Origin of the sequence: Acinetobacter sp. WC-743 (assembly GCF_000335555.1) — a bacterium.
Lineage (GTDB): Bacteria > Pseudomonadota > Gammaproteobacteria > Pseudomonadales > Moraxellaceae > Acinetobacter > Acinetobacter bereziniae.
The window spans coordinates 25,137-51,402 of the sequence record NZ_AMFQ01000142.1 but is presented as its reverse complement, the minus strand read 5'-3'; the positions used below and the strand labels follow the sequence as shown (position 1 = coordinate 51,402).

The 26,266-nt window shown below is 37.3% G+C and carries 22 protein-coding genes; 7 read left to right on the top strand and 15 right to left on the bottom strand.

Translation table 11 applies throughout. The annotated features are described in order from the left end of the window. Nucleotides 1–195: 195 nt before the first annotated feature. Nucleotides 196–3,234 carry a M66 family metalloprotease gene (locus ACINWC743_RS21710; RefSeq protein ID WP_009587015.1) on the top strand — a complete coding sequence of 1,013 codons (3,039 nt, stop codon included), beginning with the start codon at nucleotides 196–198 and terminating at the stop codon, nucleotides 3,232–3,234. Between the two features lie 115 nt (nucleotides 3,235–3,349). On the opposite strand, the gene ACINWC743_RS21705 is transcribed toward ACINWC743_RS21710, so the two are convergent. The 5 genes from ACINWC743_RS21705 to ACINWC743_RS21685 form a co-directional block, all read right to left on the bottom strand. Continuing rightward, on the bottom strand, nucleotides 3,350–3,874 hold the full coding sequence (locus tag ACINWC743_RS21705) for a protein tyrosine phosphatase family protein (protein WP_035301565.1): 525 nt from the start codon (nucleotides 3,872–3,874) through the stop codon (nucleotides 3,350–3,352). 74 nt (nucleotides 3,875–3,948) lie between these two features. Further along, the gene (locus tag ACINWC743_RS21700; RefSeq protein ID WP_004830496.1) at nucleotides 3,949–5,040 is read right to left on the bottom strand and encodes a 3-deoxy-7-phosphoheptulonate synthase; all 1,092 of its coding nucleotides are present in this window, start codon (nucleotides 5,038–5,040) and stop codon (nucleotides 3,949–3,951) included. 142 nt (nucleotides 5,041–5,182) lie between these two features. Further along, nucleotides 5,183–6,061 carry a sulfite exporter TauE/SafE family protein gene (locus ACINWC743_RS21695; RefSeq protein ID WP_009587017.1) on the bottom strand — a complete coding sequence of 293 codons (879 nt, stop codon included), beginning with the start codon at nucleotides 6,059–6,061 and terminating at the stop codon, nucleotides 5,183–5,185. Nucleotides 6,062–6,380: 319 nt separating this feature from the next. Beyond that, nucleotides 6,381–7,871: an amidase gene (locus tag ACINWC743_RS21690; RefSeq protein ID WP_009586972.1), complete on the bottom strand. Its 1,491-nt coding sequence runs from the start codon at nucleotides 7,869–7,871 to the stop codon at nucleotides 6,381–6,383. A gap of 22 nt (nucleotides 7,872–7,893) precedes the next feature. Further along, nucleotides 7,894–9,366: a GGDEF domain-containing protein gene (locus tag ACINWC743_RS21685; protein WP_009586995.1), complete on the bottom strand. Its 1,473-nt coding sequence runs from the start codon at nucleotides 9,364–9,366 to the stop codon at nucleotides 7,894–7,896. A gap of 253 nt (nucleotides 9,367–9,619) precedes the next feature. Between ACINWC743_RS21685 and ACINWC743_RS21680 the strand changes: the two genes are divergently transcribed. Then, complete coding sequence (locus tag ACINWC743_RS21680; protein WP_004830501.1) at nucleotides 9,620–10,114, top strand: hypothetical protein; 495 nt, start codon at nucleotides 9,620–9,622, stop codon at nucleotides 10,112–10,114. A 135-nt stretch (nucleotides 10,115–10,249) separates the two neighbouring features. Here ACINWC743_RS21680 and accC read toward each other — a convergent pair whose 3' ends face one another. The 4 genes from accC to ACINWC743_RS21660 form a co-directional block, all read right to left on the bottom strand. Beyond that, nucleotides 10,250–11,614: an acetyl-CoA carboxylase biotin carboxylase subunit gene (accC, locus tag ACINWC743_RS21675; RefSeq protein ID WP_004830502.1), complete on the bottom strand. Its 1,365-nt coding sequence runs from the start codon at nucleotides 11,612–11,614 to the stop codon at nucleotides 10,250–10,252. 16 nt (nucleotides 11,615–11,630) lie between these two features. After that, nucleotides 11,631–12,050, bottom strand: coding sequence for an acetyl-CoA carboxylase biotin carboxyl carrier protein (accB, locus tag ACINWC743_RS21670; RefSeq protein WP_004830503.1), 420 nt, complete (start codon nucleotides 12,048–12,050; stop codon nucleotides 11,631–11,633). Between the two features lie 17 nt (nucleotides 12,051–12,067). Further along, on the bottom strand, nucleotides 12,068–12,523 hold the full coding sequence (gene aroQ / locus ACINWC743_RS21665; protein ID WP_004830504.1) for a type II 3-dehydroquinate dehydratase: 456 nt from the start codon (nucleotides 12,521–12,523) through the stop codon (nucleotides 12,068–12,070). Between the two features lie 235 nt (nucleotides 12,524–12,758). Further along, nucleotides 12,759–14,075 (bottom strand): Y-family DNA polymerase, encoded by a 1,317-nt coding sequence (locus ACINWC743_RS21660; RefSeq protein ID WP_009587020.1) that lies wholly within the window; start codon nucleotides 14,073–14,075, stop codon nucleotides 12,759–12,761. A 351-nt stretch (nucleotides 14,076–14,426) separates the two neighbouring features. On the opposite strand from ACINWC743_RS21660, the gene ACINWC743_RS21655 reads away from it, so the two are divergent. After that, nucleotides 14,427–14,606 (top strand): hypothetical protein, encoded by a 180-nt coding sequence (locus tag ACINWC743_RS21655; protein WP_174761299.1) that lies wholly within the window; start codon nucleotides 14,427–14,429, stop codon nucleotides 14,604–14,606. A gap of 135 nt (nucleotides 14,607–14,741) precedes the next feature. Here the strand turns inward: ACINWC743_RS21655 and ACINWC743_RS21650 are convergent, their stop codons facing one another. Then, a complete protein-coding gene (locus tag ACINWC743_RS21650; protein WP_009587012.1) occupies nucleotides 14,742–15,944 on the bottom strand; it encodes a winged helix-turn-helix domain-containing protein in 1,203 nt (400 codons plus the stop codon). 83 nt (nucleotides 15,945–16,027) lie between these two features. Further along, the gene (locus ACINWC743_RS21645; protein ID WP_005031908.1) at nucleotides 16,028–16,567 is read right to left on the bottom strand and encodes a LexA family protein; all 540 of its coding nucleotides are present in this window, start codon (nucleotides 16,565–16,567) and stop codon (nucleotides 16,028–16,030) included. A gap of 166 nt (nucleotides 16,568–16,733) precedes the next feature. Between ACINWC743_RS21645 and ACINWC743_RS21640 the strand changes: the two genes are divergently transcribed. The 3 genes from ACINWC743_RS21640 (at nucleotide 16,734) to hpaR (ending at nucleotide 18,427) form a co-directional block, all read left to right on the top strand. Then, nucleotides 16,734–17,072, top strand: coding sequence for a hypothetical protein (locus tag ACINWC743_RS21640; protein ID WP_004830510.1), 339 nt, complete (start codon nucleotides 16,734–16,736; stop codon nucleotides 17,070–17,072). Nucleotides 17,073–17,088: 16 nt separating this feature from the next. Continuing rightward, nucleotides 17,089–17,469 carry a hypothetical protein gene (locus tag ACINWC743_RS21635; RefSeq protein WP_009586971.1) on the top strand — a complete coding sequence of 127 codons (381 nt, stop codon included), beginning with the start codon at nucleotides 17,089–17,091 and terminating at the stop codon, nucleotides 17,467–17,469. Between the two features lie 526 nt (nucleotides 17,470–17,995). Next, complete coding sequence (gene hpaR, locus ACINWC743_RS21630; RefSeq protein ID WP_004830512.1) at nucleotides 17,996–18,427, top strand: homoprotocatechuate degradation operon regulator HpaR; 432 nt, start codon at nucleotides 17,996–17,998, stop codon at nucleotides 18,425–18,427. Between the two features lie 445 nt (nucleotides 18,428–18,872). On the opposite strand, the gene dsbG is transcribed toward hpaR, so the two are convergent. The 4 genes from dsbG to ACINWC743_RS21605 form a co-directional block, all read right to left on the bottom strand. Then, a complete protein-coding gene (gene dsbG / locus ACINWC743_RS21620) occupies nucleotides 18,873–19,631 on the bottom strand; it encodes a thiol:disulfide interchange protein DsbG (RefSeq protein WP_009587000.1) in 759 nt (252 codons plus the stop codon). Nucleotides 19,632–19,688: 57 nt separating this feature from the next. After that, nucleotides 19,689–20,525, bottom strand: coding sequence for a TlpA disulfide reductase family protein (locus ACINWC743_RS21615; protein WP_009586997.1), 837 nt, complete (start codon nucleotides 20,523–20,525; stop codon nucleotides 19,689–19,691). Next, complete coding sequence (gene dsbD / locus ACINWC743_RS21610) at nucleotides 20,522–22,540, bottom strand: protein-disulfide reductase DsbD (RefSeq protein ID WP_009586998.1); 2,019 nt, start codon at nucleotides 22,538–22,540, stop codon at nucleotides 20,522–20,524. Before dsbD ends, ACINWC743_RS21615 begins: the two co-directional genes overlap by 4 nt. A 90-nt stretch (nucleotides 22,541–22,630) precedes the next feature. Beyond that, complete coding sequence (locus ACINWC743_RS21605; protein ID WP_009586991.1) at nucleotides 22,631–23,098, bottom strand: hypothetical protein; 468 nt, start codon at nucleotides 23,096–23,098, stop codon at nucleotides 22,631–22,633. Between the two features lie 476 nt (nucleotides 23,099–23,574). Here ACINWC743_RS21605 and pepN point away from each other — a divergent pair, with 476 nt between their 5' ends. Further along, nucleotides 23,575–26,184: an aminopeptidase N gene (gene pepN / locus ACINWC743_RS21600; protein WP_009587022.1), complete on the top strand. Its 2,610-nt coding sequence runs from the start codon at nucleotides 23,575–23,577 to the stop codon at nucleotides 26,182–26,184. Nucleotides 26,185–26,266: the final 82 nt, after the last annotated feature.

Below are 26,266 nucleotides of genomic sequence, written 5' to 3'. Positions count from 1 at the left end.
TTAATCACTACTCTAGATGACAAGCACAATCGTATTTTGCTGTTGTGATAGGTTTTTCGTCGGTTAATGATAAAAAAATGATGAAATTTAAATTGGTGTGTTATATTTAAGTTATTGAAATTAAATAATATTTCAATTTTGTCTCAAAAAGCATGGATAGAGATAAGTCGTTATAAATATTGGGGAAGATCTGTGATGCACTTAAGGTTTAAATATTTAACAATTTGTACGCTTTCAGCAATGTTGATTGCATGTGGGGGTGGAGGGGAAAGCCATTCTGTAAATGATCAGCCATCAAATCTGCCACAAAATCCAGGAGATGGTACAAATGAACTGCCTGGAGATGGTACACCAGAAATACCAGATAATGGTTCGGGCGGTTCAAATAATGGCTCTACAGAAACTCCACCAAATAGTGGTTCAGATGGCTCCAACAATGGATCTATAGAAACACCTCCAGAGAATGGTTCGGGCGGTTCGAATAATGGATCTACAGAAACTCCACCAAATAGTGGTTCGGATGGCTCTAACAATGGATCTACAGAAACACCACCAGAGAATGGTTCGGGTGGCTCCAACAATGGTTCTACAGGAACACCACCTGAGAATGGTTCGGGCGGTTCAAACAATGGCTCTGAGGGCAATACGGGTACTACACCACCTACTGTCGACAAATATCCTGAACCTGTTAAAAATAAAATCTCGAATAAGATATTGGGATTCTATGATTTTAATGGACAAGGCGAAAATCGATTACTGCGTAATGATTTAACGGGTAATTTCGCTGCAATGGTACAGTTTGTTCAAAGTCATGCGGTCAATCCTAAAAATAATGAACAGGATAAAATGCCACGTTTGACCACTGAAAAAGATGCTTTGTTATTGGTAACGCCTTTGGTTGCGATGGGGGAACTCAACCAATTACAAGCTGAAATTTATCAAGGTAATCAACTGATTCGTACAGTTAATTTAAAAGAACCATCACGCCTTGCAGCTTCAGATCAATCCAATCAGGACGATCGAGCACGTGTCATGTACTCAAAGCAAGCATGGTCGCTTGCTTTGAAGTGGGATGAAGTTCGTCCAGGACTTACTATTCGCGTCATCGATCCAGTCAATAATCGTAGTGGTGCGCTTGGCGGAAGCGATATTGACTTTGCAGCGCCCGGAGAGCTTGTGGTTCAAAGTATTCGCTTAGGTTTATTGACCGATGCACCAAAATCCAATGGGCACTATATGCTTTTGGAACCAGAAAAAGCGGGTACTGATTATTTACAAACCATCCCGGCGGCAAAAATGATTGTCAGTAAATATGAGGAAATGAAACTCAATCGTGTGATGGTTGCGAGTGGCGTGATTTATGATTCAGCGAGCGCGACCAATGGGGGCGTTTATGATGGTGATATGCGTGAGAATACTGCGAAATCTACATTTAGTGTCGGTATAAATTTAGCCAATTGGGGGGTGACCAGTTCCTCAATGCAAAGTCAGGAACAACCACAGCTGACACAAAGTGTTGTGATTCATCATGCCAGAGGTAAATATGCCAATGGTGAGTCAAATCATGGCTTGAGTGGTGGTAATGGGATTTTGACATTGATTGATTCTATAGGAAATGAATTCAGTCATGAAATTGGACATCATTATGGATTAGGACATTATCCAGGTTCTGTTGAAACCAGTGGTAGCCCAACCAATTATTTCTGGTCTGCACATCATGCGGATAGTGGCTGGGGCTATATTGCATTTCGTAATAAGATGCGCGGCAACTTAAATTGGGGCAGTACTAATTTAGGAGATGGGAGTAATGGGGTGCCTAACTTCCAAAATTTATATGCTTATGGCTGGGATGCAATGAGTGGTGGCGCAAGTGCCAGCTCGATTTCTAAATATACCCACTACACAGGTTATAGTACTTGGTTGAAAATTCAGCCTGCATTTGATAAGTATATTTGGGATGCAAACTCAATCACAGGTTATAAAAAGTGGAATGCAAACACACGAGAAATGGTAGATGCTCAACCCAAAACGCCAAACTCAGGCAATGTTTGGTACAACAGTGCAGATGGAAATTTCTTAAAGCCGCGTCTATTTAGTGTGCCAGTTTATACAATTTTAGGGGGATATGACCCTGTAAATCAGGTGGGTATTGTTTATCCTGCTGCACGTGGTAACTGGGGCAATGTATTCAATTTGCCACAAGTCAATACCTCTAGCACTGCTGCAAGTTGCTGGTTGAATGTACAATATGCCAGTAAAGTTGAACATATTGCACTTGCACCACAACGGGTAAATGCTGGAAGCAATGCCAATAAGTTCCATGTCAATCTTGCACAAAGTGATGCACCTCAAAATGTGGATCTTTATTGCCAAAAAACGGGTCAACAGGCAGTTAAGCTCTCTAGCATCAGTATTCCTGTTGCAATTGAAGCTATGACGCCTTTTGTGACCATTGGTAAGGAAGCAGAATATTCTGCTTTAAGAAAAATTGAAATGCCGCAGCTTGAACAAGCTTTACTCAATAATCAAGGTAAAGCTGTGGTTAAACTTGATGCAAATTCACGTTTATTATTTGACTCTTATCGTCTATTTAAAACTGAACTTTCTCCAAATGCACAGCTTGAAATGGTACGTTACACCCAACAGCAAATAAAACTTTATCGTTTAAATCGTTGGATCAATGCTTATCGAGTTGATTTGGAAAGTGGTAATGCTGAAGCAATTGAGGCATTTAACCGATTTGTGGCTAAATTGGAATTGAATAATGATTTTAATTTAAATGAAGTTTCTAGTCTAAAAAATGGAACCAACTGTTTGAAGGTAGAAACACTGTCTGATGGCAAGCTAAATGCCTACATCAGTGGTAAGAGTGCTTGTACAGGTGATGACTCTGAACAATGGATTTATGATGCGATGGGTAAAATCCATAGTAAGAAATATATGGATCAATGTTTAGCAAGTCAGGCTGGTGTGATCAATCTTGCATCATGTAATAATGAGAGTTCAGCGCAGGCATGGATGATTAATTCTACATTACAACGCATTGAACAAGGTTCAAAATGTTTTGATTTAGAATATGGTTATTTAAATAACAATCGTGCCCGTTTGATTAGTTATAACTGCGGGACAGGTGGGAATCAAAAATGGACAAGTTTACGCTCCAATAATAGTTTGATTTTGGCTGCGACAAGTTCAGCAAACTTACCATTGATCAAACAATTATTGATTCATTAAGCAGAATTAGATTGTTTAGATCGCTATAAAATAAGCGCCTAATGGCGCTTATTTTTTTATCATACTGGATGCTTTTATATTGAAATCGATCAAAGATATTAAGGGGGTTATATTTTTAAGAAAATTGGTCTGCATGCATTAATGAGTGTTGTAAATCTTCAGTTGCTTTACGTCCTTGAAGTTGTAGACTGACTGCATGCATTAACCCTGTCCATGTCTCATTGGGTTCCCACACTTGATGCAACAACTCTTGTGCTGTTGGCATATCCATATCCATAAAATACTGACGATATAAATACATTAGGCTACTGACACGCATGTTCTTGGCACAATGTACCCACACTATTTTTTCCTGCACTAAATGTGCAATCAAATCTAGAGCAAATAAACATTGGTCATCTGCAGGTCGATCCCAATGAATGGGAATTTGGATATAGTTTAAGCCTAACTCAGCACAGATTTTATCTTCATGTTCTAAATGTACCGACGCATCTGTAAATGCCAGATTGATGATTGTATCTACGCCGTATTCTTTAATTTGCTTCAGTTGTTCAGCCGTCGGTTGACCTGAAGTCAGTAAATGTTCATGGACAAACTGAAAGTTTGCGATTTGACAGAGTTCTTGTTCAAGTTCGTTCATAGCATTCTTACAGAAAAATTTTAATAACATCATAAACAAAAACGCCATCTATGTAGATGGCGTTTTTATACTAATTAACGCTTTGGTAAAATATCTTTTAAGGCTGCATCCATTTCAAGCAATGCTTTTTCTGTAGTTTCCCAGTCAATACAGCCATCAGTCACTGATTTACCATATTCCAAATCGCTTAGATTTTCTGGAATATCTTGACGACCACCTTTGATATGACTTTCAACCATGATGCCAACAATCGATTTATTCCCATCAAGAATTTGTTCTGTGATATTTTTCAATACCAATGGTTGCAAATATGGGTCTTTATTTGAGTTTGCATGACTGGTATCAATCATAATTTTCGTACTGACTTTAGCTTTTGCTAGTGCGTTTTCTGCTTCTGCAACTGAGCCTGCATCATAGTTCGGCTTACCATTGCCGCCACGTAATACAACATGCGCATACGGGTTGCCACTGGTACGAATCACTGAAACTTGACCTTCGTTATTCAGACCTAAAAAGCTATGACCATGCTTCACAGATTGCATTGCGTTGGTTGCAACAGTTAAGCCACCATCGGTACCATTTTTAAAACCGACAGGTGATGACAAACCAGATGACATTTCACGATGGGTTTGGCTTTCTGTGGTACGTGCGCCAATGGCAGACCATGAAATTAAATCTTGATAATACTGAGGTGAGTTTGGATCCAACGCTTCAGTCGCACAAGCTAAACCTTTGTCATTTAACTCAAGCAGTAATTTACGTCCTAAACGTAAACCTTTTTCGATATTAAAAGAATCATTCATGTCAGGATCATTGATCAAACCTTTCCAACCTACAGTTGTACGAGGTTTTTCAAAATAAACACGCATGATGATGTAGAGCGTATCTTTTACTTTTTCGCTTAAAACTTTTAAACGATCTGCATAATCATGTGCTGCAACAGGGTCATGAATCGAGCAAGGACCAATCACAACAAATAGACGTTTATCTTTACCATCTAAAATATTACGGACTGTTTCCCGACCATGAAGTACAGTTTGGTAAGCATTTTCATTTAATGGGAGTTCAGCTTTAAGTTCAGCTGGAGTTACAAGCGTTTGAATGCTTTGGACATTCACGTCATCAATATCTGATTGAATAATTGGATTTGAATTTAATGTATTCATTGCCGTCACTGGGTATTAGAACATACAGAAAGTATTTTTAGTGGTCAGAATATAACATGAATTGGTTCAAGTTTTGTTATAAATAAATCATTAAAACTTCACAACCCATTCATAATGATAAGTTATCAATTACAGATTAAATTTAAACCTGCTGTTGTTGAACAGTTTGAGTAACCATGGCTGCCTGTGGTTTTTCAACAGGTTTGGATTTAACTGGATTTAAGATAAAGTTAATACCTAGAGCAAATAGGGTGATTCCAAGTACTTTACGGATCATCTTTTCAGGCATTTTCGAGCTGATTAATGTGCCAACAATAATCGCAGGAATAGACCCAACCAGTAGCCATCCGAGTAATTGAAAATCTACGTTGCCTGAAGTCATGTGTGCAAAACCTGCCACAGAGGTGAGTAAAACGGCATGTACCACATCTGAACCAATGATACGAATCATCGGTAAGTTCGGAAACATCAGAATGAGTGCCATGACACCAAAAGCGCCAGCACCTACAGAGGAGAGCGTCACGAATACACCCAGTACAATGCCCATGAGCACGACGTATACACGCTTACCTTGAATGTTAAAATTATTTACCTCTTGAAAGTCGTGTTGATCTTCACGAAATTTGGCAAAAAACTTTTCAATTCTGGCACGGAACATAATGGATAGACCTGTTAGCGTCAGCATAAATCCTAAAACCATGGTTAAGATGGCTTTGTAATGGGTTGAACCGCTCAAATAGTTTTCTAAAACCCAATGGGTCACAAATGATGCTGGAACACTCCCTAAAGCGAGCCAAAGTACGATAGGCCAAACAATATTGAGTTTTTTTGCATGTACAAGTGAACCGCAGAACTTTGAAATCGCAGCATAGAGGAGGTCCGTTCCGATGGCGATGTGTGGTTCAATTCGAAATAAACTAATCAAAATAGGTGTCATCAGTGATCCACCACCGACACCCGTAATACCTACACAGAAACCGACTAAAATGCCAGCCAAAATAAACTCAACAGGACCAAACATGACTTATTTGCCAGATATCAAAAAACAGGCATATCTTATGACTTTTTTGTATAAGTGGTTGTCTTGATTGTTGATTTACTTATGCAAAAAAATGCTAAAGCCTCTATTGTTAAAAATACTGAATTTTTTAAATGTTTGGCTAGGTGGTGGAGGCATTTTATAAACAATCAATCAGCTGCTTGATCACTTATTCTTTGTCGCGGCGTTTAGTTTTGATTTGGGGATTTAAAGGTTTAATTAAACTTTTATAGTTATTAAAAAATACGTAAATATTCATATAAATTGTTGAAATTTATATGAATATTTACAATGGGTTAATTTATACCTTGATGGATTGGTAACGTGCTGCCCAGGGTTGTGCTTGTTCTAGCTGTGCCGCCAATTGTAATAGCGTATCTTCATGTCCAAATGGGGCAATAAATTGAGAGCCTAAGGGTAAATGATCTTTGTTCCAATACAAGGGTACAGACATGGCAGGCAAGCCCGTAATATTTGCCAGTTGTGTAAAGGGTACCCACTGTAAATTATTTTTAATCAATTGTTCAACCAGTTTTCCTTTAGCCAGTAAGTGTGCTTGGTCAACTTTCAGTAACGCTTTTAAAATAGGAATTTGCCAAGCAGGTGTTTTGACTTCACCATTTTTTGGTGCAACAGATGCAGTGGAGGGGATAAGGAGTAAATCATATTGGCTAAAAAATTGATTCATTTGAGTTACATAAGTTCCCCAGTTATTCAGGTTGTTGATGTAATCCAATGCAGATGCTTTAGCACCAAATGCAGCAATGGCTAAAGTATCTAATTCAAAATCTTGATCTTTTGCACCAAACTGCTGTTTAACTTGTTTTACAGTATAAGCACATTGGCTGAACCAAGTGGTAATAAAATCTTTAGCCAAAGCCATTCCATCAATCTGCGGTGAAGCTTCTTCAACGATATGCCCTAAGGATTGTAGCAACTTTACAGTGTTTTGAATGGCATTGACGGCATCTTGTGATACTTGAGTACCAATGGGTGACGTGACTGAAAAACCAATACGTAATTTTTTTGGGGCTTTTTGAATGATCTCTAAATAGTTTTCTGTTGGACGTTGAATATTAAAAAGTGCACTGTGATCTGAACCTTGTGTTGCATCCAGCATTGCTGCGCTGTCTCTTACGGATTTACACAATATATGCTGCATTGCTGCACCATGCATGGCTTCACTAATTTTAGGTCCCCAAGGCGTACGTCCTCGACTTGGCTTTAATCCAAACAACCCACAATATGATGCGGGAATACGGATTGAGCCTCCACCATCACTTGCCCCTGCAATAGGTACAATTCCAGCAGTAACACTTGAGGCTGCACCCCCTGATGAACCACCACTGTTATATTTGAGATTCCATGGGTTTTTACAGCTTCCCCATGCTTCAGGTTCAGTGATGCCTTTAATGCCAAATTCAGGAGAGTTGGTTAAACCAAAAGTTACGACACCTGATTTAATCCAGCGAGTAACGATTTCAGCGTTTTCTTTGGCAATATATTGGGCATTTTTAAAAGATTTTGAACCGAAAGATGTTGCCACTCCTGCGAACTCTTGGTGGAGATCTTTTAATAAAAAAGGAACGCCAGAAAAATGACCTGAATGGTGGTTATTGGCATTTTTCATTGCCTGTTCATACATCGGAATCACGATGGCATTGATTTTAGGATTGACCTGTTCAGCACGTTGAATGGCGATTTCAAGTAATTCATGTGCTTGTATTTGTCTGCTTTGTACCAGTTGTGCTAAACCGATGCCATCATATTGAATATATTCTGAATATTTCATTGCATTCCCTCGCAATTTAAGGTTATTGGGCAAATATTTTTTGATCTTGTTGAATATCTGTTTCTAAACAAAGTTGGTTTCTTCCTTTTTCTTTCGCCAAATACAGTGCTGCGTCTGCACGTTTGATGAGCTGTTGAAAGGGAATACAGTGCGGTAATGTTTGGTAACTCAAACCTATACTTACACTGATCTGAAGTGTACGTTGATCATCTAAATAAATAGGGGTATCGAAGGTCATATTACAGATTCTTTGAGCAATTGCGATACTTTGATCTAAGCTTAAATCTTTCAGTAAAATTGCAAATTCCTCTCCCCCTAAACGACCAAACAAGTCATGGGCACGTAGCTGTGCTTTTACTTGTTGGGAAAATGTTTGTAAAACATAATCCCCAATCAAATGTCCGTATTGATCATTAATTTTTTTAAAATGATCTAGATCCAGCAGTAATATCGTCACACTATGCGCTGTTTTTTCAGTATTTTTGGCGATTGTACGTTCACTTTCCTCATAAAAATAACGTCGATTTAACGTAGTTGTTAAACCATCATGATTGGCGAGATATAAAATCTGATGATATAACTTTTGTCGGTTACGACTGATAATGGTTAGCGTCAACGGTCCTAATGCCAGCATAAACAAACCTATTCGAACGGAAAGCGTTGTTTCTAGATAGGCATTTGGTGATTGGGTAATATAGTATGAGGTCAATGCATTATATAAAAGCATACATACCCCACAATTGATAATTGAGACAAAGAATAGATTATAACTGAGTGCAGCCCATATCAATGCCGCAATTGGGAACATGATTGCACCCGGACCGATAAAAAAGTGGGTAAGTGTTACTGAGAAAACTACACCTAAAAAAGGTAAAAAAAGTTGGACTTGAACGGGTTGTTGCTTAAATTCATGGAAATAACTTTGTAATGTAGTGCGGTTTGGAATCGCTAAGACGATTGGTAAAAATGCAATGACATTAAGGATTTCTCCAGTCCACCACATCCCAAAGTCAATCCAGATTCGATCGATAGACATAAAGGTATTGGGCAGGTGAGGAACCGTTAAGCAAGCAACTGTAGCTGCAGCGAGACAACCACCAAATGCACTGATGCCAAAAAGATATAAAAATGTTAAACCTTTATTATATTGTTTATAGTCTAATTTAAAGAAATGAATAAGTAATAATGTTACCAAAGCGTGCGATAGATTGGCTAAGGTTAAAAATAAGGTCACTAAAAAACTATTTCCAGTGATCAGGTCTGCAAGCATAAAACCTGAAAATGCACCTAGCCACCCACCAATATTTTTGAGCGTGGTAAATCTTAAAAAGAGTCCAAGTAAGACGGCATTTGCTGGCCAGAAAATAGCAAGAAAGGAGAGTGGTCTACCCAATATTCCAGCCAAAGCACAGGCAAATATGATCACTGCAATCAGAAAAAATGCAGAAATATTGTCCTTAAACGTTTGACTTAAATACAGTATCGCTCGTGGCAAATGACTAACCTATTTTAGAAGAATGCTTAATTCCAACACCAAGTCACGTGGCTTTGTCTTTAAGGTAGTAATGATAATCATATCTATGTATATCGATAAATCAATAGTTTTAATCGCCTTTAATCCAGCATTTTAGAAATTTATTCTGCAGTTGAGCTTGGATAAAGATTGTTCTTATATGGTTAATTTTACATGTTTTATTATAAATGTATGATAGTTTATACAAGATAAAATTTGGCATACAAGATTGGGTATGAAAAAAACAGCACTTATAATTTCTTTACTGCTTAGCTTTTCTTCTTACACTAAAGCTGATGAGGCACCTCCACGCGCTCAAGCAACAACGACCAACAATGTAATGGCGACAAATACAACCAGCACCATTCGAATCAGTACTCGACCTGAAATTTTAGGTTTATGGGGAATGGAAATTCCTGAAAATAAAAAATGCATCGAATATTATAATTTCCGAGGTTCCAATGAAGTTGTTGTCAACAGTGCCAAAGAGTGGTCAGTAGGACTTTTTGATTATCAACCCTCGCCTGATAATACTTTAGAAAAACCTCCTGCATTGATTATGCAAATTCGCTATGAAAATAACGAAACCGATTGTTCCGGGCGTAAAGAAGACCAAACTGGGGATGTGTCGCAGTATTATGTAAAGTGGATTAATAAAAATACCATGAGTTTTTGTGCGTCAGATAAAGGGGATCAATGTTTTGCCACTTTGCGCAAAGTCTTGCCTTAGGCTTGAGATATAATTTGAACAGTGCCATGGCTTAAAGATGTTGTGCCGATAGGTCACTGAGTTAAATAATAAATCGATTTTATTGATATTAAAAAACCTCTGATTTACAGAGGTTTTTTGTTAAGCAAAGATCAGTTAAGCATCATTTTCATGACCTTGAAGTTGCTTTAATAAATGTTTTTCAAGGTAATGAATATCCATCGCTTGCGCACAGAAGTTCTTATCTTCAAGAATCAAATCTTTATGTAATGGAATATTGGTTTTAATCCCAGTTAAAATCATTTCATCTAAAGCTTGTTTCATTCGGGCAATCGCGGTATCACGATCTTTACCATAAGAAATCAATTTTGCAATCATCGAATCATAATATGGTGGGATGCTATAACCTTGATAGATATGAGAATCTAAACGAATCCCTGCGCCACCTGGTGCATAGAATGATTCAATTTTACCCGGTGAAGGTAAGAAGGTAGATGGATCTTCGGCATTGATACGACATTCAATGGCATGACCTTCGATCTTAATATCTTCTTGTTGAAGATTAAGACCTAGACCAGCTGCAATACGCAATTGCTGTTCAATAATATCTACACCTGTGACTTGTTCAGTCACAGGATGCTCAACTTGAACACGTGTATTCATTTCAATGAAGAAGAATTCGCCATCTTCAAATAAGAATTCAAAGGTACCAGCACCACGGTATTGCATTAATTTACAAGCATTTACACATGCTTCTAAAATATGGGCGCGTGCTTCTTCTGGTAAACCAGGTGCAGGTGCTTCTTCAAGGACTTTTTGATGTCGACGTTGTAACGAACAATCACGGTCATATAAATGAATTGCTTGACCATTACCATCTGCCAAAACCTGAACTTCAACATGACGAGGTTTTTGTAGGAAACGTTCCATATAAACGGTATCGTCGCCAAACCACATTTCTGCATCACGCTGTGCAGCTTGAACAGATTCGAGTAGGGTGTCTACACGTTCAACAATACGCATACCACGACCACCACCACCTGAAGCAGCTTTGACGATCAATGGAAAGCCAATTTCTTTTGCTTCAGCCAAAGCATTGTTTGGCGTCACTGCATGTGCAGAACCTGGAACTGTTGGTACACCTGCTTTACGCATCGCCGTAATCGCTGAAACTTTATTGCCCATTAGGCGAATGTGTTCAGGACGTGGACCAATAAAGATAAAACCTGAACTTTCTACAATTTCAGCAAATTCAGCATTTTCAGATAAAAAACCATAACCGGGATGGATTGCATCTGCACCAGTAATTTCTGCAGCTGTAATAATGGCAGGAATATTTAAGTAACTTTCACTACTTGCACCCGGACCAATACATACGGCTTCATCACAAAAACGTAAATGCATTAAATCTTTGTCAGCATCAGAATAGATTCCGACTGTTTTAATCCCTAAAGTTTTGCAAGCGCGAGTGATGCGTAGCGCAATCTCACCTCGGTTTGCAATTAAAACTTTTTGCAACATATCAACCCCCGAGGTATTACGCGCGGTAGCGGAATAAAGGTTGACCGAACTGGATTACATCACCATTTTTTACAAGAATTTCTTCAACTACACCACTTTGAGTTGCTTCAATTGGGTTCATAATTTTCATTGCTTCGATGATACCTAAAGTCTCACCCGCAGAAACAGTTTGACCAACATTGACAAATGGAGCTTCGCCAGGACTTGGTGCAGAATAGAACACGCCGACCATAGGTGAGGTTTCTACAGCACCACGAGAGGCAGCTTTAACTACTGGTGCTTCAGCAGCTGGGAGTGCAACAGGTGCTACACCAGCAGCAACCACAGGATTACGACGAGTTAAAGCAATCGATTGATCGCCTTCTTTCACTTCAATTGCTTGAAGATCAGATTCGATCATCAAATCGATGAGCTTTTTAATTTTGCGAATATCCATGGGTTCGTATTCCTAAATTATGATTGAGTTGAAGATTGAATTTTGTCGATAGCGTAATCAAGTGCAAAAGAATAGCCTTTAGCACCAAGACCACAAATTACGCCAACGGCTTTATCTGATAAATAAGAATGATGTCTAAATGCTTCACGTGCATGAACATTAGAAAGATGTACTTCAATAAAAGGGATGGCGACACCTAAAAGGGCATCACGTACAGCAACGGAAGTATGTGTAAGTGCGGCAGGATTAATAATAATAATTTTGACGCCGTCTTGTTGTGCTTGATGAATACGATCCACCACTGCACCTTCCCAATTGCTTTGAAAAGTATCTAAAGTAATATTGGCTTGCTGAGCTTGCGTTAGGAGTTGTTGGTTAATGTCATCCAATGTGAGGTGACCATAGACCTCTGGTTCGCGCTTTCCTAGCAAGTTTAAGTTTGGTCCGTGAATGACCAAAATGGTCGAACTCATTGAGACTGCTCCAATTCAAAAGTTGCAAAAATCTTTGCAAGATGTCTGCAAAGTTTGCATATTATGGCATGTTTTTCCACAAATACTTTATATTTTCTTTGAATCGTCGCGGAAATGCTGTGCCTTGTACGGCATATATAATGTAAATTTTGTCGTTAAATGGCAATGTTAAAATATGACATTTTCATGCATTGTTTTAAAGTGATTCCATTCTAAACTGAGTGACCAAAACTATTCATTTGATTTGTGTAACAGCCATATGACTATCATCAATACATAAGATATCACTCCAGCGTGTCGTATAACTTGGAGAGCGGTTTTGTTGACGCATTTTCCATGTTTCACTACTGGAATGGTAACCCACTTGAATACAATCAGGACCAAAGCGTTGCTTCATATTGGACAGCGTATCCATGAGTTGATCACGTTGCTGAATAAAGTCTACGGGATGCCATAAGTCATTGATGTGTTGGCTTTTGTGATGAAGGGCAGAAAGCATCACTGCGACTTTCACATACTTGATATTTTCTTTAAATAAAACATCTATTTGCTGCAATGCTGCCTTAGTTAAAGTCATCAAATCATCTGTTGCATATGACAAGCCTGAAACACTACTTTGGGCTTTTTTATAAGGTGCCTGAGGAATTTTTTCATACAAAGAGACATGCACAACTGCACAGAGTTGTTGCTGTCGAGTAAGGCGTTGATGTGCTCGATTAACATGAAAAATAATCGCCTGTTTGATGATTTCAACATTGGTTAATGCTGAAGCAAAACTTCGAGAAGAAAGAATCCGTTTAGAGGGCATTTCAGGATCGTCCAAAGCAATGCAGGATTGACCTTTTAGCTCACGAATAGTACGTGCAATGACCACTGAGAACTCTCGTGCTAGGTAGTGTTCATTGGCAAAAGTTAAGTCATAGCAATTATAAATATTATATGCTTGTAACCGTTTGCTGGTTTTACGTCCAATGCTCCACACCTCAGCTACATTGGTTTCGAGAAGCAAAGCTTCAAAGCTACATAAATCTAAGCCAGTCAAATCGCAAACATTCTCAAATCCATGCCGTTTTTTTGCAAAACTATTGGCAAGCTTGGCTTGCGTCTTACTATAACCAATGCCAATACAACACGGTAAACCTAACCATTTTTGAATAGTTTTCACCAATCTGCGGCAATATTCTTCTAAGTCAAATAAGTCTCGATAAGAGCTTAAATTAATAAAGCATTCATCTATTGAGTAGGGTTCTAGATCATCCTCTTTAAAAAAGGTCTTAAGTGTTTTAAAAAAACGTTCTGAGAAATCGCCATATAAAGCATAGTTGCTTGAATAGGCGATAACACCTGCTTTTTTCGCTGCTTTTTCAACTTCATGCCAAGGAACAGCCATATCTATATTTAATGCTTTGGCTTCATTACTGCGTGAAACAACACAGCCATCATTATTACTTAATACAACGACAGGTTTATTGTTTAAGCTTGGATTGAATATCCGCTCACAACTGACATAACAATTGTTGATGTCGATTAAAGCAAAAATTTGTTCACTCATGATGATTTTGAAAAAGTTACAAATTCAAGTGAAATATTAAAAGATGTTTAAAATAAATTCAAATTTAAATAGGTGTGGATAGCTTGAATTTCACAGCATAAAAATTTTGCTATTCAGTAGATCAAGAAAGCGCTTTGTAAGGATTGTTGTGCTTCATCGTGGTTTAAGTAATCCACGTAAAAAGCTTCAACCTCGAAGTTATTCTTTTACAACATGAATCTCATATAGGGCGTTACGATGTCGAAAAATGAAACATCTATACGCTTGTTTCTAATGATAAGCGCGTTAAATTAACAGTTGTCGTCGATTTGTACGGCATATCCCAACATGTAAAAAAGGATGGATATGAAAATGGCTAATCAACACAACCAGCAACAAAATCAGCAGAATGACCCACAACGTCAACCTAACCAATCTAATCAACAGCAAAAGCAACAAAGTCAGCAGGACCAACAGAAGCAGCAAAATCAGCAATCAAATCAACAGGCTCAACATAATCAACAAAGTCAGAATAAAGCTCAGCAAAAGTAGCATTCAGACTTAATTTACGGAATAAATAAAAGTACAGCGCCTCAATTAAGGATTGAGGCGCTGTACTTGTGTTTGGTAGTAGATGAGTAGGTTTTCTAATTCGACTTAAATACAGATTTGAGCTGATCTTTCACCTTATGAATATTGTTGTAGAGCACGATTAAAAAGCTGACTAGGGTGGTTTATTAAGTTAGGGCATTGATTAAATTGCGCAAAATTAAGTAGTTCATCATTGAGTGCATTGAGAAAGTGATCATGATCTATATGTTTATTTTTAAAGCAATGATCTTCTAAATGCAGATTCAATACTTCAAATTCCTTTTTGGTTCGATGTGCTTTACAGTCGATACGCCCCACCATTTGATCAGCATATAAAATAGGTAAACAAAAATATCCAAATTGTCGCTTAGTTGGGGTTACATAACATTCTAAACGATAATCAAAGTGAAACAGTGTATTTAGACGTTCTCGGTGTATGATAAGATTGTCAAAAGGGGACAGAATTTTAACTTTTAATTCAATCTGATGTTTGCGTTCTAAAGCATCTGTTTTAATATAAATATTTGAACTTTCTTTATCGGTATCACCTAACTGAGATAAGGGGATGATCACGCCTGCATCCAGTTGTTCCTTGACTATTTTACGCATTGCTTCGCGAATTTGACTGCCGACTTTAAGATGCAGTAATTGTTTCCAGGTAAATATACCGTGCGCTCTCAGCGTAGTATTAAATAAATAGCGTGCATATTCTTCTAGCGTCGGCATGGTTAAGTTGAGCTGGCTAGGGAGACAACGCTCAGTCAGGTTATAGACCTTTTCCATCCCATTTCGTTCGCATATCATCAAATCGCCTTGCATAAACAATTGATCGATTGAACGACGTGCTGAACTGGAGTTCGACCATCCCCCTGAGTTTAGTCGATTGCCTTGCTCGATATGACGTAAACGAATGCTACCTTCAGCGCGAGTCTTTGCTAAAATTTCTTTCATCAAATGTTGATCACCCCGATTAAAGTAGCGATGTTCGCCATTTCGTACTGATGTCATATGAGGAAGCGCATAGCGATAATCTTGAATCGGTAAATAAGATGCTGCATGGAACCAATATTCAAAAATATGTTGTTGTTGTACCAGTTGATTTAGATGATTGGGCTGATAGTCTGGAACTCGACTCCATAAGATATGATGGTGAGCACGTTCGACGACTGAAATCGTGTCAATTTGCACATAACCTAGATGTTGAATTGTTTGAAGTGTTCCAGATAAGCCTAAACCAAATGCAGGTTGAGAAATTAAACCTTGATGTGAAAGTGCTAAACGTCTCAATAATTCAGTCATATCATTTAATTTCCATGCAAATCAATCCTAGATAAGGAAGGGGTAGCTTTAATTTAATTAGGTAGCAAAATCAATTTTGCAGTTTATTTGAGTTTTTTCAAAATACAGGTCACAACGCCCCAAATCATAATCTGCTCTTCACTATGCGGATGAATATCGGGGAAATCTGGATTTTCCGCTTTAAGCCAAATGTCATATGCGCCCGTGGATAATTTTTTATGCATAAATCGTTTAACGGTAAATTCATTATTGATTAATGCCAATACTACATCACCATGTTCAGCATCTAGACTACGATCAATCAGAATTTCATCACCAATTTCAATTCCCGCATTTTTCATCGATAAAGAATTAACTTTTAAAATAAACGTTGCAATAGGGTTATGAATCAAGTGTTCATTTAGATCAATTTTCTTTTCAGTATAGTCCTGTGCTGGAGAGGGAAAACCTGCAGCAACAGTTTCAAGCGGATAGGGGATTTCTATTTTAAGATGTGGGTGAAAAAAATATAAGTTTTGAGCGGATATTTCATCTTTGATGATCATGTCCTGTTGAGTGGTTCGAGATCTCGGATATGCTTTGAGGTCAACGAGTCCAGACTTTGTCTGTGAATATTGCTGCATTATGTTTGACCTCGAATGATCCAATTTGAATATGTTACAAAATCAAGTTTAGCAAATTATTTATTTTTTGCAATGCTGTCTATCGTTTGAACAGCATGTGAATTTAGTTGTGATTGTCAAACTGTCAGCTTACAATCTCACAAAATCAGGTTGTTTGAGAATAGATATGTTGCAAGATTTTGTAGAAGAACAAAAATTGGTCTGTGAAGAGTTTGATTCACGTTATATCAAAGTCAATGAAACAGATCTGGTTGCAATTGCCAAACACACTTTAAATAAAGAACCGATTGTGGGTTTACGTAAACAACCCGATGCTGAAAATGTTTCGTGGTTTATTTATGGGGGAGAGTTAGAAGAAGGTGAGGACTTCTTTGATGTCATTAGTGTAAAAGAATTAGAAGACGTTTTTCCAGATGCAATCCCTTATTTAGCTTTGGAGCAAGGCTTTCGTTTTATGATTGATGCAGATGATTATGAGGATGTTTGGAAAGCTGATGTCATATAAATGAAAAGGCGTGCTTATGAAGCATAAGTTTATTTTGCAGTTATTGGTGATGACGGGTATTGGATTAATGACATCAGTTTTTGCTAAAGACCAGACGCAAAAACTTACACAAGATGAATATAACCAGCGTATTCAAAATTATATTGCTCAAGTCAATGCAACCAAACAGATTCTAGATGATGAAATAATGGGAAACCAAGACGCGGATCAACAGAGAAAAGCTTTTTGTTCTCGTTTAGAAGCATATCAAGGGATTGCACAAATTTCTCAAGAAAATTTGCAATTGGATACAGCAAACATGATGTTAATGATTGCCAATGATTTCTTGGACCGACAAAAGCAGAGCATGCAAATTTCAGGAGTGGCACTGGAAAAATTTTGTTTGGTTGAAAAATAAACAAAAATATCCTTTAAATTTTATTTTGTCAGGAAATGACATTTAATTGGCTGAAAATGACAAGGAAATTTTTTAGAAATCATGAATAATAAAGGCATTAAAACATGATGATAGTTGATTTTCCCTGGTCTTTGATTCATCTTGTTTTAATCGTCAATTTCGCGATTGATGTATCCTAAACTCGCTTTATTGCGAGTTTTTTTATGGGGAAAATAAAACTAATATTCGAAGTAAATCGATCTGATAAAGATGAAAAGTAGTTTATTTATGGCTGTAAAGTATTCAATAAAATAAAGCAATATTGTGTAATTCCGCCCATTAAAAATGCCAGACTCAAGCGATGAATGAAAAAAAGTAAACTTTATTGTTAATTAAAATTAATTTTTTATTTTATTTCACATCTGATATAAATTTAGATGTAACAAAAAGAAAGTTAACTTAAATCATTACAGTAAACCAATTTGGATCTATTGAATGAAAACTCGATTTACCTATCCATTAGCATGAGTTTCATGAAAGGATTTCTATGAAAACAATTCGATTATCACCTTCGCTAACTTTAGCATTGGTACAGGCGCGTGAAGCCACCAAAACCTATTTTCGCCCTGCTTTAAATGAGATGGGCTTAACTGAGCAACAATGGCGTGTGATTTGTACGCTCTATCAATACGATGAGCTTGAGAACAACCACTTGGCAGAACTAACCTGTATTTTAAGACCAAGTTTAACAGGCATCGTCAATCGTATGGCTGAGCAGAATTTAATTATCAAAAGTAAGGATTTACATGACCAACGAGTGAGCTTAATCAAACTTACCCAAGCAGGTCGAAATTATTTTGAAAGCCAAGCTTTAAAAATGGAAGAGTCCTATAAAAATATTAAAGAACAATATGGTGCTGAAAAGATCCAACAATTAATGGAGTTGTTGCATGATTTATCAAAAATAAAATCCAATTGAAAGCTATAAAATTATTTTAAAATCAGTTGTTTGGATTAAAGAACTTAAAGTATATTCGGTTGAAGGCATTCATTTGGATATAATATAAAAGTGTAATGTAGCATGCTATGTTGAATATATTACACAGTTTAAGTTCTTAATAAGCTTTAGATCATGCGCTGAAAATTTTAAGCAATGCCCAACAATGATATAAGCAGAACATCCATGTCATGCCAGCAAGATCAAAGTGAGTGATTGGTAAGGGGTGTCCATAACCCAGAGCAAGAATAAGGTAATGCTTTGTTTGCTGCGTAAGTTGCAGTGAAAGACTCGCGTTTTTTGCTGCTTGGTCATTTCCTTGCAAAACAGTATTTCTCATCATTTAGAATGACTAAATGTCGTACTTCGAGGCTACTATCGCCTAAAAAATATCTGGTCGCAAATATAGACAAATTGTTAACAGCCTCTATAAGGACTCATTGAATAATTTCTGAATATCTTTAGGTGCGCCTTGTTGGCTCTGGATTTCACCTGAGGCATCTTTCCAAACCATTGCTGGTGTGGCATAAAAACCGTACTTATCCATCAGTTTAGTATTGGCATCCAATTTTTCAGATAGCGCTTTTGGTAGATTTTTCATTTCAACCAATTTGTTTTTACCATTACTTAGATTGTACTGTTTAAAAATTTCAGCAGGATTTGCACTATTTAAAATCGTTGCTGCTTGTCCTTTACTACTTGGGCGAATCACACCAACCATAATATGACGTAATTGTACTTTTCCAGATGCAACAAATGGACGTGCTTGTTGCCAAAAGGTATGACAGTAGGGGCAGTTAGGATCATTAAACACATAGACAATTTTTTTAGCGTTTGTATCACCATCTTGAATCCAAGTAGATTTTTCTAAGCTTTTCCAAATCTCATCGAGGACTGCACTTTTAACATGCGTATTAATCGCTTGTTCAGTTAAATTTTTTCCAGATGCATCAAAAAGATCGCCCACGATATAGTGTTTTTGATCTTTGGCTATAAATAAGGTAGATGGATATTCGTCTTTATAGCCTGTCCAACCTTCCATACCTTCAGGGGCATCAATCTTTTTAACGAAGTTATAACCTTCTTTTTCAAGTTTATTTTTGAGAAAATCAGCATCTGCGGCAAAAAGTGAGCCACTTAAGACCAAACTCAATGAGTAAATACCGAGTGTTTTTAAATCTATCATTAAGAAACTCCTTATGTTGAAAACTCATCATGACAAAATTAGTGATGTTGATATCATTTAATCCGAAACTAAGTTTTGAATTTTTTGATGTAAGGCAGCATGGGTAATTTCTCCCATATGTGTATCGATTAATTTGCCTTGTGCATCGAAAAATAAAGTGCTGGGTAAACCAAACATTCCCATTTTTTGAGCAGTTGAACCATTTGTATCCAATAAAACTTCATCTAGTTGCAGTGAGTGTTGTTGCAGATAGTTTTGCACAGTTACCGCATCTTCGTTTTGATTAATAAAGATTAATTTCACATTGGGATATTTTTTCTGTGCTTCACTTAATACGGGCATTTCACGTCTACATGGTGGACACCAACTAGCCCATAGATTAATCACAGTCGGTTTTCCTAAATATTTTGTGAGTTTGATAGGTTGCTGTTGTAAATTCAGTAGTTGAACGTCAGGAAATTGTTGATATTGCAGTTGTATTTGTCGATAGGTGTAATGAGCTGAAACACTCAATAAACTAAATATTGTGAGTAGCAATAGGATAAAGCTTTTTTTCAGCAAGCGATTTTTCCATATGATCCAGAGGAAAGCTGCAATAACGCCTAAATAAAGATTAAATCCTTTGTCTTGAATATTGATGATTTCAATAGGATGGTCTAAGTAAACCTCTAAATTCAATAATACAAAGCCTATACGTGCACATAACACACCAAGCCAAATCCCAGTCCAAATCGAATCTTTAAAAGTTGACCACTGTGAAGTTTCTAGCTCAAAGTAACGATAAGTCAACTTTCCTACGATGACGCTGACTAAGATGGCGACCATCAAGATCGTCAGCGTCCAAGGTAGCATGAATGGACCGAGATGAATGGCTTGTAGGGTTATCATGGTCATTGTGCTTTCAAGATTTCTTGCACTTGTGCTGTTTGTTTGAGCAATTGTTGTGCTGAGAAAGTTCCAGTGAAGCGCAATTCACGAATTTCCTCAGCATGATGATTCAAGAACAACATCGTTGGTGGACCTAATATTTCGCGTTGTTTTAAAATAATGTCCTGTGAGGCATTATATTCGGTTAAATCTAACTGAATCAGTGTGAAATTCTTTAATGCATCCTGTACGTCGACACGTGGGAAAACCTCTTTTTCAATAGGTTGGCATGCCACACACCAATCTGCATAAACATCAATAATAATCGGTTTATTTTGCTGTTTTGCTTGAACCAAAGCACTTTCAAGTTGTTCAGCGGTGGTGACTTTTTTCCAGACCAAATGTTCGGATTGACTATGTTGAATTTGATAAGCAGCATAACCTTGTTGAATGTTCCAAAGTCCCGCAAAAACACTCAGTACGGCGATCACTGCAAGTATGGCTTTATTGACAACTTTTTCACTATCTCGCAAGGCAATAAATAAGTAGATTGCTAGCGCGATACACAATAGAGCGAAAATTGCAGCATAAACCGTAAAAGGCAGCATTGGACGAATAAAGTACAACGCAACCATGAGCATCACAAAGCCAAAGCTGACTTTGATTCGATCCATCCATTTTCCTGGTTTTGGTAATAATTTAGAACCGAATACACTGGCAATAAATAAAGGTACGCCTATACCTAGACCTAGAATAAATAGATAGAGACCACCTAAAGCAGCATTTTGAGTTTGTGAAACAAATAATAATGCACCTGCCAGCGGAGCACTCATGCAAGGACCTACAATCAGCGCGGATAAAGCACCCATTACCACAGCACCTAAAATTGTGCCCGCTTTTTGATTGTTTTGTAGATTGCTGAGTTTATTGGTTATAAATTGCGGTAAATTGAGCTGATATAAACCAAATAAATTCAATGCCAATATGACAAATAACACAGCAAATAATGAAACAATCCAAGGGCTTTGGAACCAGCGTTGAAAACTATAACCGATCTCAGCAACTACAATTCCCATAATGGCGTAAATGACCGCCATACTCACCACAAAGGCGAGGGCAATTACTACCGCTTTATAGCCTTTAGCCCGTTGAATAATGATGCCTGAAAGAATCGGAATGAGAGGCAGTGAGCAGGGTAAAAAAGCTAGCAAAATTCCTAGACCAAAAAACACCAATAAATTCAAAAACAATGAATCTTTTGATAAAAGTTTAAAAAATGATTGATCATCATTCCACTGTAATGACGTTGTATGGTCATTTGTTGAGGGGTTGGCATTTAGGGGTGAAGAATTAGATTTATTTGTAATGACAGCACTTGAACTCAGTACTTGGTTAGGATCTACACTAGCCTCAGTGGATTGATCTTGATTAATACTTTTTTGTACATTCGTTGTTGTTGCTATAGTTGAATTTTTTTGTGCATTATCTGCATTCGATGTTGGGATTTTTGCAGGATCTGAATCATTTTTAATATTTTTATCTAGAGATGGAGCGGTTTCAGATTGGCTCAACAAGGAATTATTTGTACGGCTGCTCAGCATGTTTTTAGATGCAGTATTGTTTTGAGGCAATAAGCCATCTGCATCTGTAGCAATATTTTTTCTTTGTAGTGGATAACATAAACCATCAGCGGAGCAACCTTGGTACATTACTACATATTGAGTATTGGGTTTAACCTGAATAGTGGTGCTTACACTTTCATAGTGAACTTCAGTTTTACCAAAGGTTGGATCATCTTTGATATGTCCTTTTGGTAAGCTAAATGGTACTGCTTTATTATTTACAGTGACCTTGAATTGATCATGATAGAGATAATAATGAGGTGCAATCGTCCAATTCAATTGGGCTTTGTTTTCTGAAAGTGATTCTGCTGAAAATTGAAAAGCTTGATCTGGAGCTAAAAATTCAGGATTTGCATGGGTAAACGTGCTAAGTCCTAACCAAGTAAAACAGCACACACTGAACAATGTTCGCAACTTCATAATGACATATCTTTGTTTCGTTTAAAGCCATTATCCATAATTTCAGATTAAGAAAGCATTATTCTGCGTGTTTCTTTGTAAAAATATCGTTTAAAAGCAATCAATACCTTGTCGATTTAAGCTTTGCTGTGTGTTTGGATCTAGATGATCAATTCTCTCAAATCTTGTTGGGCGACGATCATTTTTAGCGGTATAGTTGATTGTATAGAACATCGCACCTTGATAAATCACTTCATAAGTTCCCAACAATTGATTATTGATGACTTGTTTATAAAAATAGTGAAATTCGCTTGGTCTGCCTGTTGCTGTATCTATTGCATCATAATGAGAAAACTTCAAATTAATCTTTTTTAAATATGGATAATATTGAATCGTTTTGATCTCAGGAAACTCCTCAGCAGAAACCAGCAAAATATTTTTCTGATGCTCTGTTTTAAAGCAAAAGTATGATGCTGTCGCTTGTGCAGATGCAGATATATTCAAGAGATATAAAGTGATCATAAATAGCCTAAGCATTTTAATATTTTTTCCTATATCTTGATATTGCACATTGTTCATTAATTTTCCAGCGATTGCTCTTGTCTAAACAGGGTTCTTGTCAAAACTGGGTTATAGCTTCTGATAACAAGTGTATATGTCTATTATCCAATTTTTATATCTACTATCGAATCGTGATTTTAACTCAAAAACTAAAAACGCTGATTGGGTTCAATCGAATTCACTGTATTGGGTGCACCGATCGATATGCTCAGACATGAGACTTCTTCGCTTGATCTAAAATAAGTATTTAGTTTTCCCTTATAGAAATCATTTCTAAATGTGCCTAGCGAACAATGCGATTCGAGAATGCTATTTTTGTATAAATAAAGGGCATCTCGCACGTTTTTTGCATTCATTTGCTTTGAAACGATTGAAATTAATTTCAACTACACCCATATATAAATGAATAAACAATACAGACAAATTGTGAAATTTGAAGCATGATCAAATTCACAACACTACGTCTAAACTCAACAATAGGATTAGGACATCATATGAATATTGCGGCAAACCCCATCGTTGAAGCAGATCAAACCATATACTTAAAAGATTATCAGAAACCATCCTATGTTGTAGATTCTATTCATCTGGATATTCAAGTTTATGATGACCATACTGATGTAATTTCAAAATTAGTAATGAAACGCCAAGCAGTCGGCGATTTAGTCTTGCTAGGGCGTGATTTAGAATTAAAATCAATTAAAATTAATGGTAAGCCACTTACAGAAAGTGAGTATAAGTTGGATTCAGAACAACTCGTTATCAGCAATGCGCCAGAACAGGCAATTGTTGAAACGGTTGTCATTATTCATCCTGAAACCAATACACAGCTAGAAGGACTGTATCTCGCTGGTACTGATTTATTTGTGACCCAAAATGAGCCAGAGGGATTCCGAAAAATTACCTTCTATCCAGACCGTCCAGATGTATTGTCTGTTTTTACCACACGTGTAGAGGCTGACAAAAAATATCCAGTACTTTTGGCAAATGGTAATTTGATTGAAGCAGGTGAAACTGGTGAAGATCGTCATTATACAATTTGGCAAGATCCTACTAAAAAACCCGCTTACTTATTTGCTTGTGTGATCGGTGATCTCGCAGTATTAAAAGATCGTTATACGACTTCAGAAGGTCGGGATGTTGCTTTAGAAATCTATGCAGAAGAGAAGGACATTCCAAAATGCCATATTGCAATGGAAGCACTCAAGCATTCTATGCGTTGGGATGAGGAACATTATGGTCGAGCTTATGATTTAGACAATTATATGATTGTTGCCACCAGTCAATTCAATATGGGGGCAATGGAGAATAAAGGTCTGAATATTTTCAATACGTCATGTGTGCTTGCGGATGAAGAATATACGACAGATGCAGCGATTATGCGTGTGCAATCTGTGATTGCGCATGAATATTTCCATAACTGGACAGGTAACCGTATTACTTGTCGTGATTGGTTCCAATTGTGTCTCAAAGAAGGTTTAACGGTTTTCCGTGATCAGTCTTTCTCTGAAGATCTTCAATCTGCTGCGGTACAACGAATTGATGATGTTGCTGTTCTAAAAGCGCATCAATTTCCAGAAGATGCGGGTCCATTGTCTCATCCACCACGCCCAGATCATTTTGTAGAGATCAACAATTTTTACACAGCAACAGTGTATGAGAAAGGTGCTGAAATCAATCGTATGATGTCCACCTTATTGGGTAAAGAAAAATTCCGCAAAGGTACAGATGAGTACTTCCGTCGTCATGACGGGCAAGCGGTGACAGTTGAAGATTGGGTTGCTGCATTGACAGCAGGTTCAGGGGTAGATTTATCAGCATTCCTCATTTGGTATAATCAACCAGGAACACCAAAACTTGAAGCCAAAGGTGAGTATGATGCAGTTGCTCAAACTTACCGTTTAAGTTTTAAACAAAGTTTAAAATCCCACGCTAAATATCCAAATTTAAAAGCGGTGCCTATTCCTGTTGCTTTGGCATTATTTAATGCGCAGACAGGAGCGCAATATACCCTGAAATCAGATGCTCTATTTGAAAATAATGTGAAAGATGGTGTGTATTTGTTTGATCAAGCAGAAGCGAGCATTGAGTTTACAGGAATAACTGAAAAGCCAATTGCTTCTTTGTTGCGTAATTTCTCTGCACCAGTAAATCTTGAATTTAATTATTCAGATGCAGAGCTGGCATTCTTACTGCAATACGAAACCAATGGTTTTAATCAATGGCAAGCAACACAAACTTTACTTGAACGTATTTTGCTCAATGGTCACGATGCCCAAATTTATGTAGACGCAATACAACAAACTTTGCCGAATGTAATTGAAAAAGATCCGTTATTGGCATCTCGTTTGTTTGATGTACCTACAGAAGGTTACTTAGGAAGTCGCATTGATCAAGATTATAATCCATTGATTGTCAATGAAGCGCGTGAAGCACTTTTAAATCAATTGGCGAAAGTATTGGGTCGTTTTGCCAAAGACACTTATTTGTCACTTGATCCCGATTCACAACATGAATTTTCACAAGCAATGGGTGTCCGTGCTTTGAAAAATATTATGTTGAGTTTAATGGCACGACAAGGCGATCGTGAAGTTTTTGATTTGGCTTATGCTCAATATGAAAACTCAATGAATATGTCGGAGCGTTTGGGTGCATTGAAAGTTTTAGTTTGGAATGATGCACCTCAAGCCAAAGCAGCTTTACAAGACTTTTATACACGTTTTAAAGACGAGGATTTGTCATTGGATCAATGGTTTATGATTCAAGCTGCGCATCCAAAAGCAACTGCTGAAACAATCAAGTATTTAACTTCACATGTAGACTATGATTTGGGTACACCAAACCGTATACGTTCAGTGAGTGGTGGTTTAAATGCAAATCCTGTAAATACATGGAGTTTTGGTGTTCAACATTTTGTTGAGTTGGCGAAATACTTAGATGAGAAAAACCCAATCGTCGGTTCCCGTTTATTACAAGTATTGACACGCTGGTACACTTTGGCTGAACCACAACGCAGTGAAGTGAAAACATCACTAGAGGCGTTAAAATCTCAAGTGAAATCAAAAAATGTCAGTGAGACACTAAACAGTATGTTGAGTGTTTAATTTACCATTAAAAATATTGCTATCCCTTTGATCTCAGGGGGATAGCTTAGCTTAAATGAAGAACTACATTGGTCATTCATCA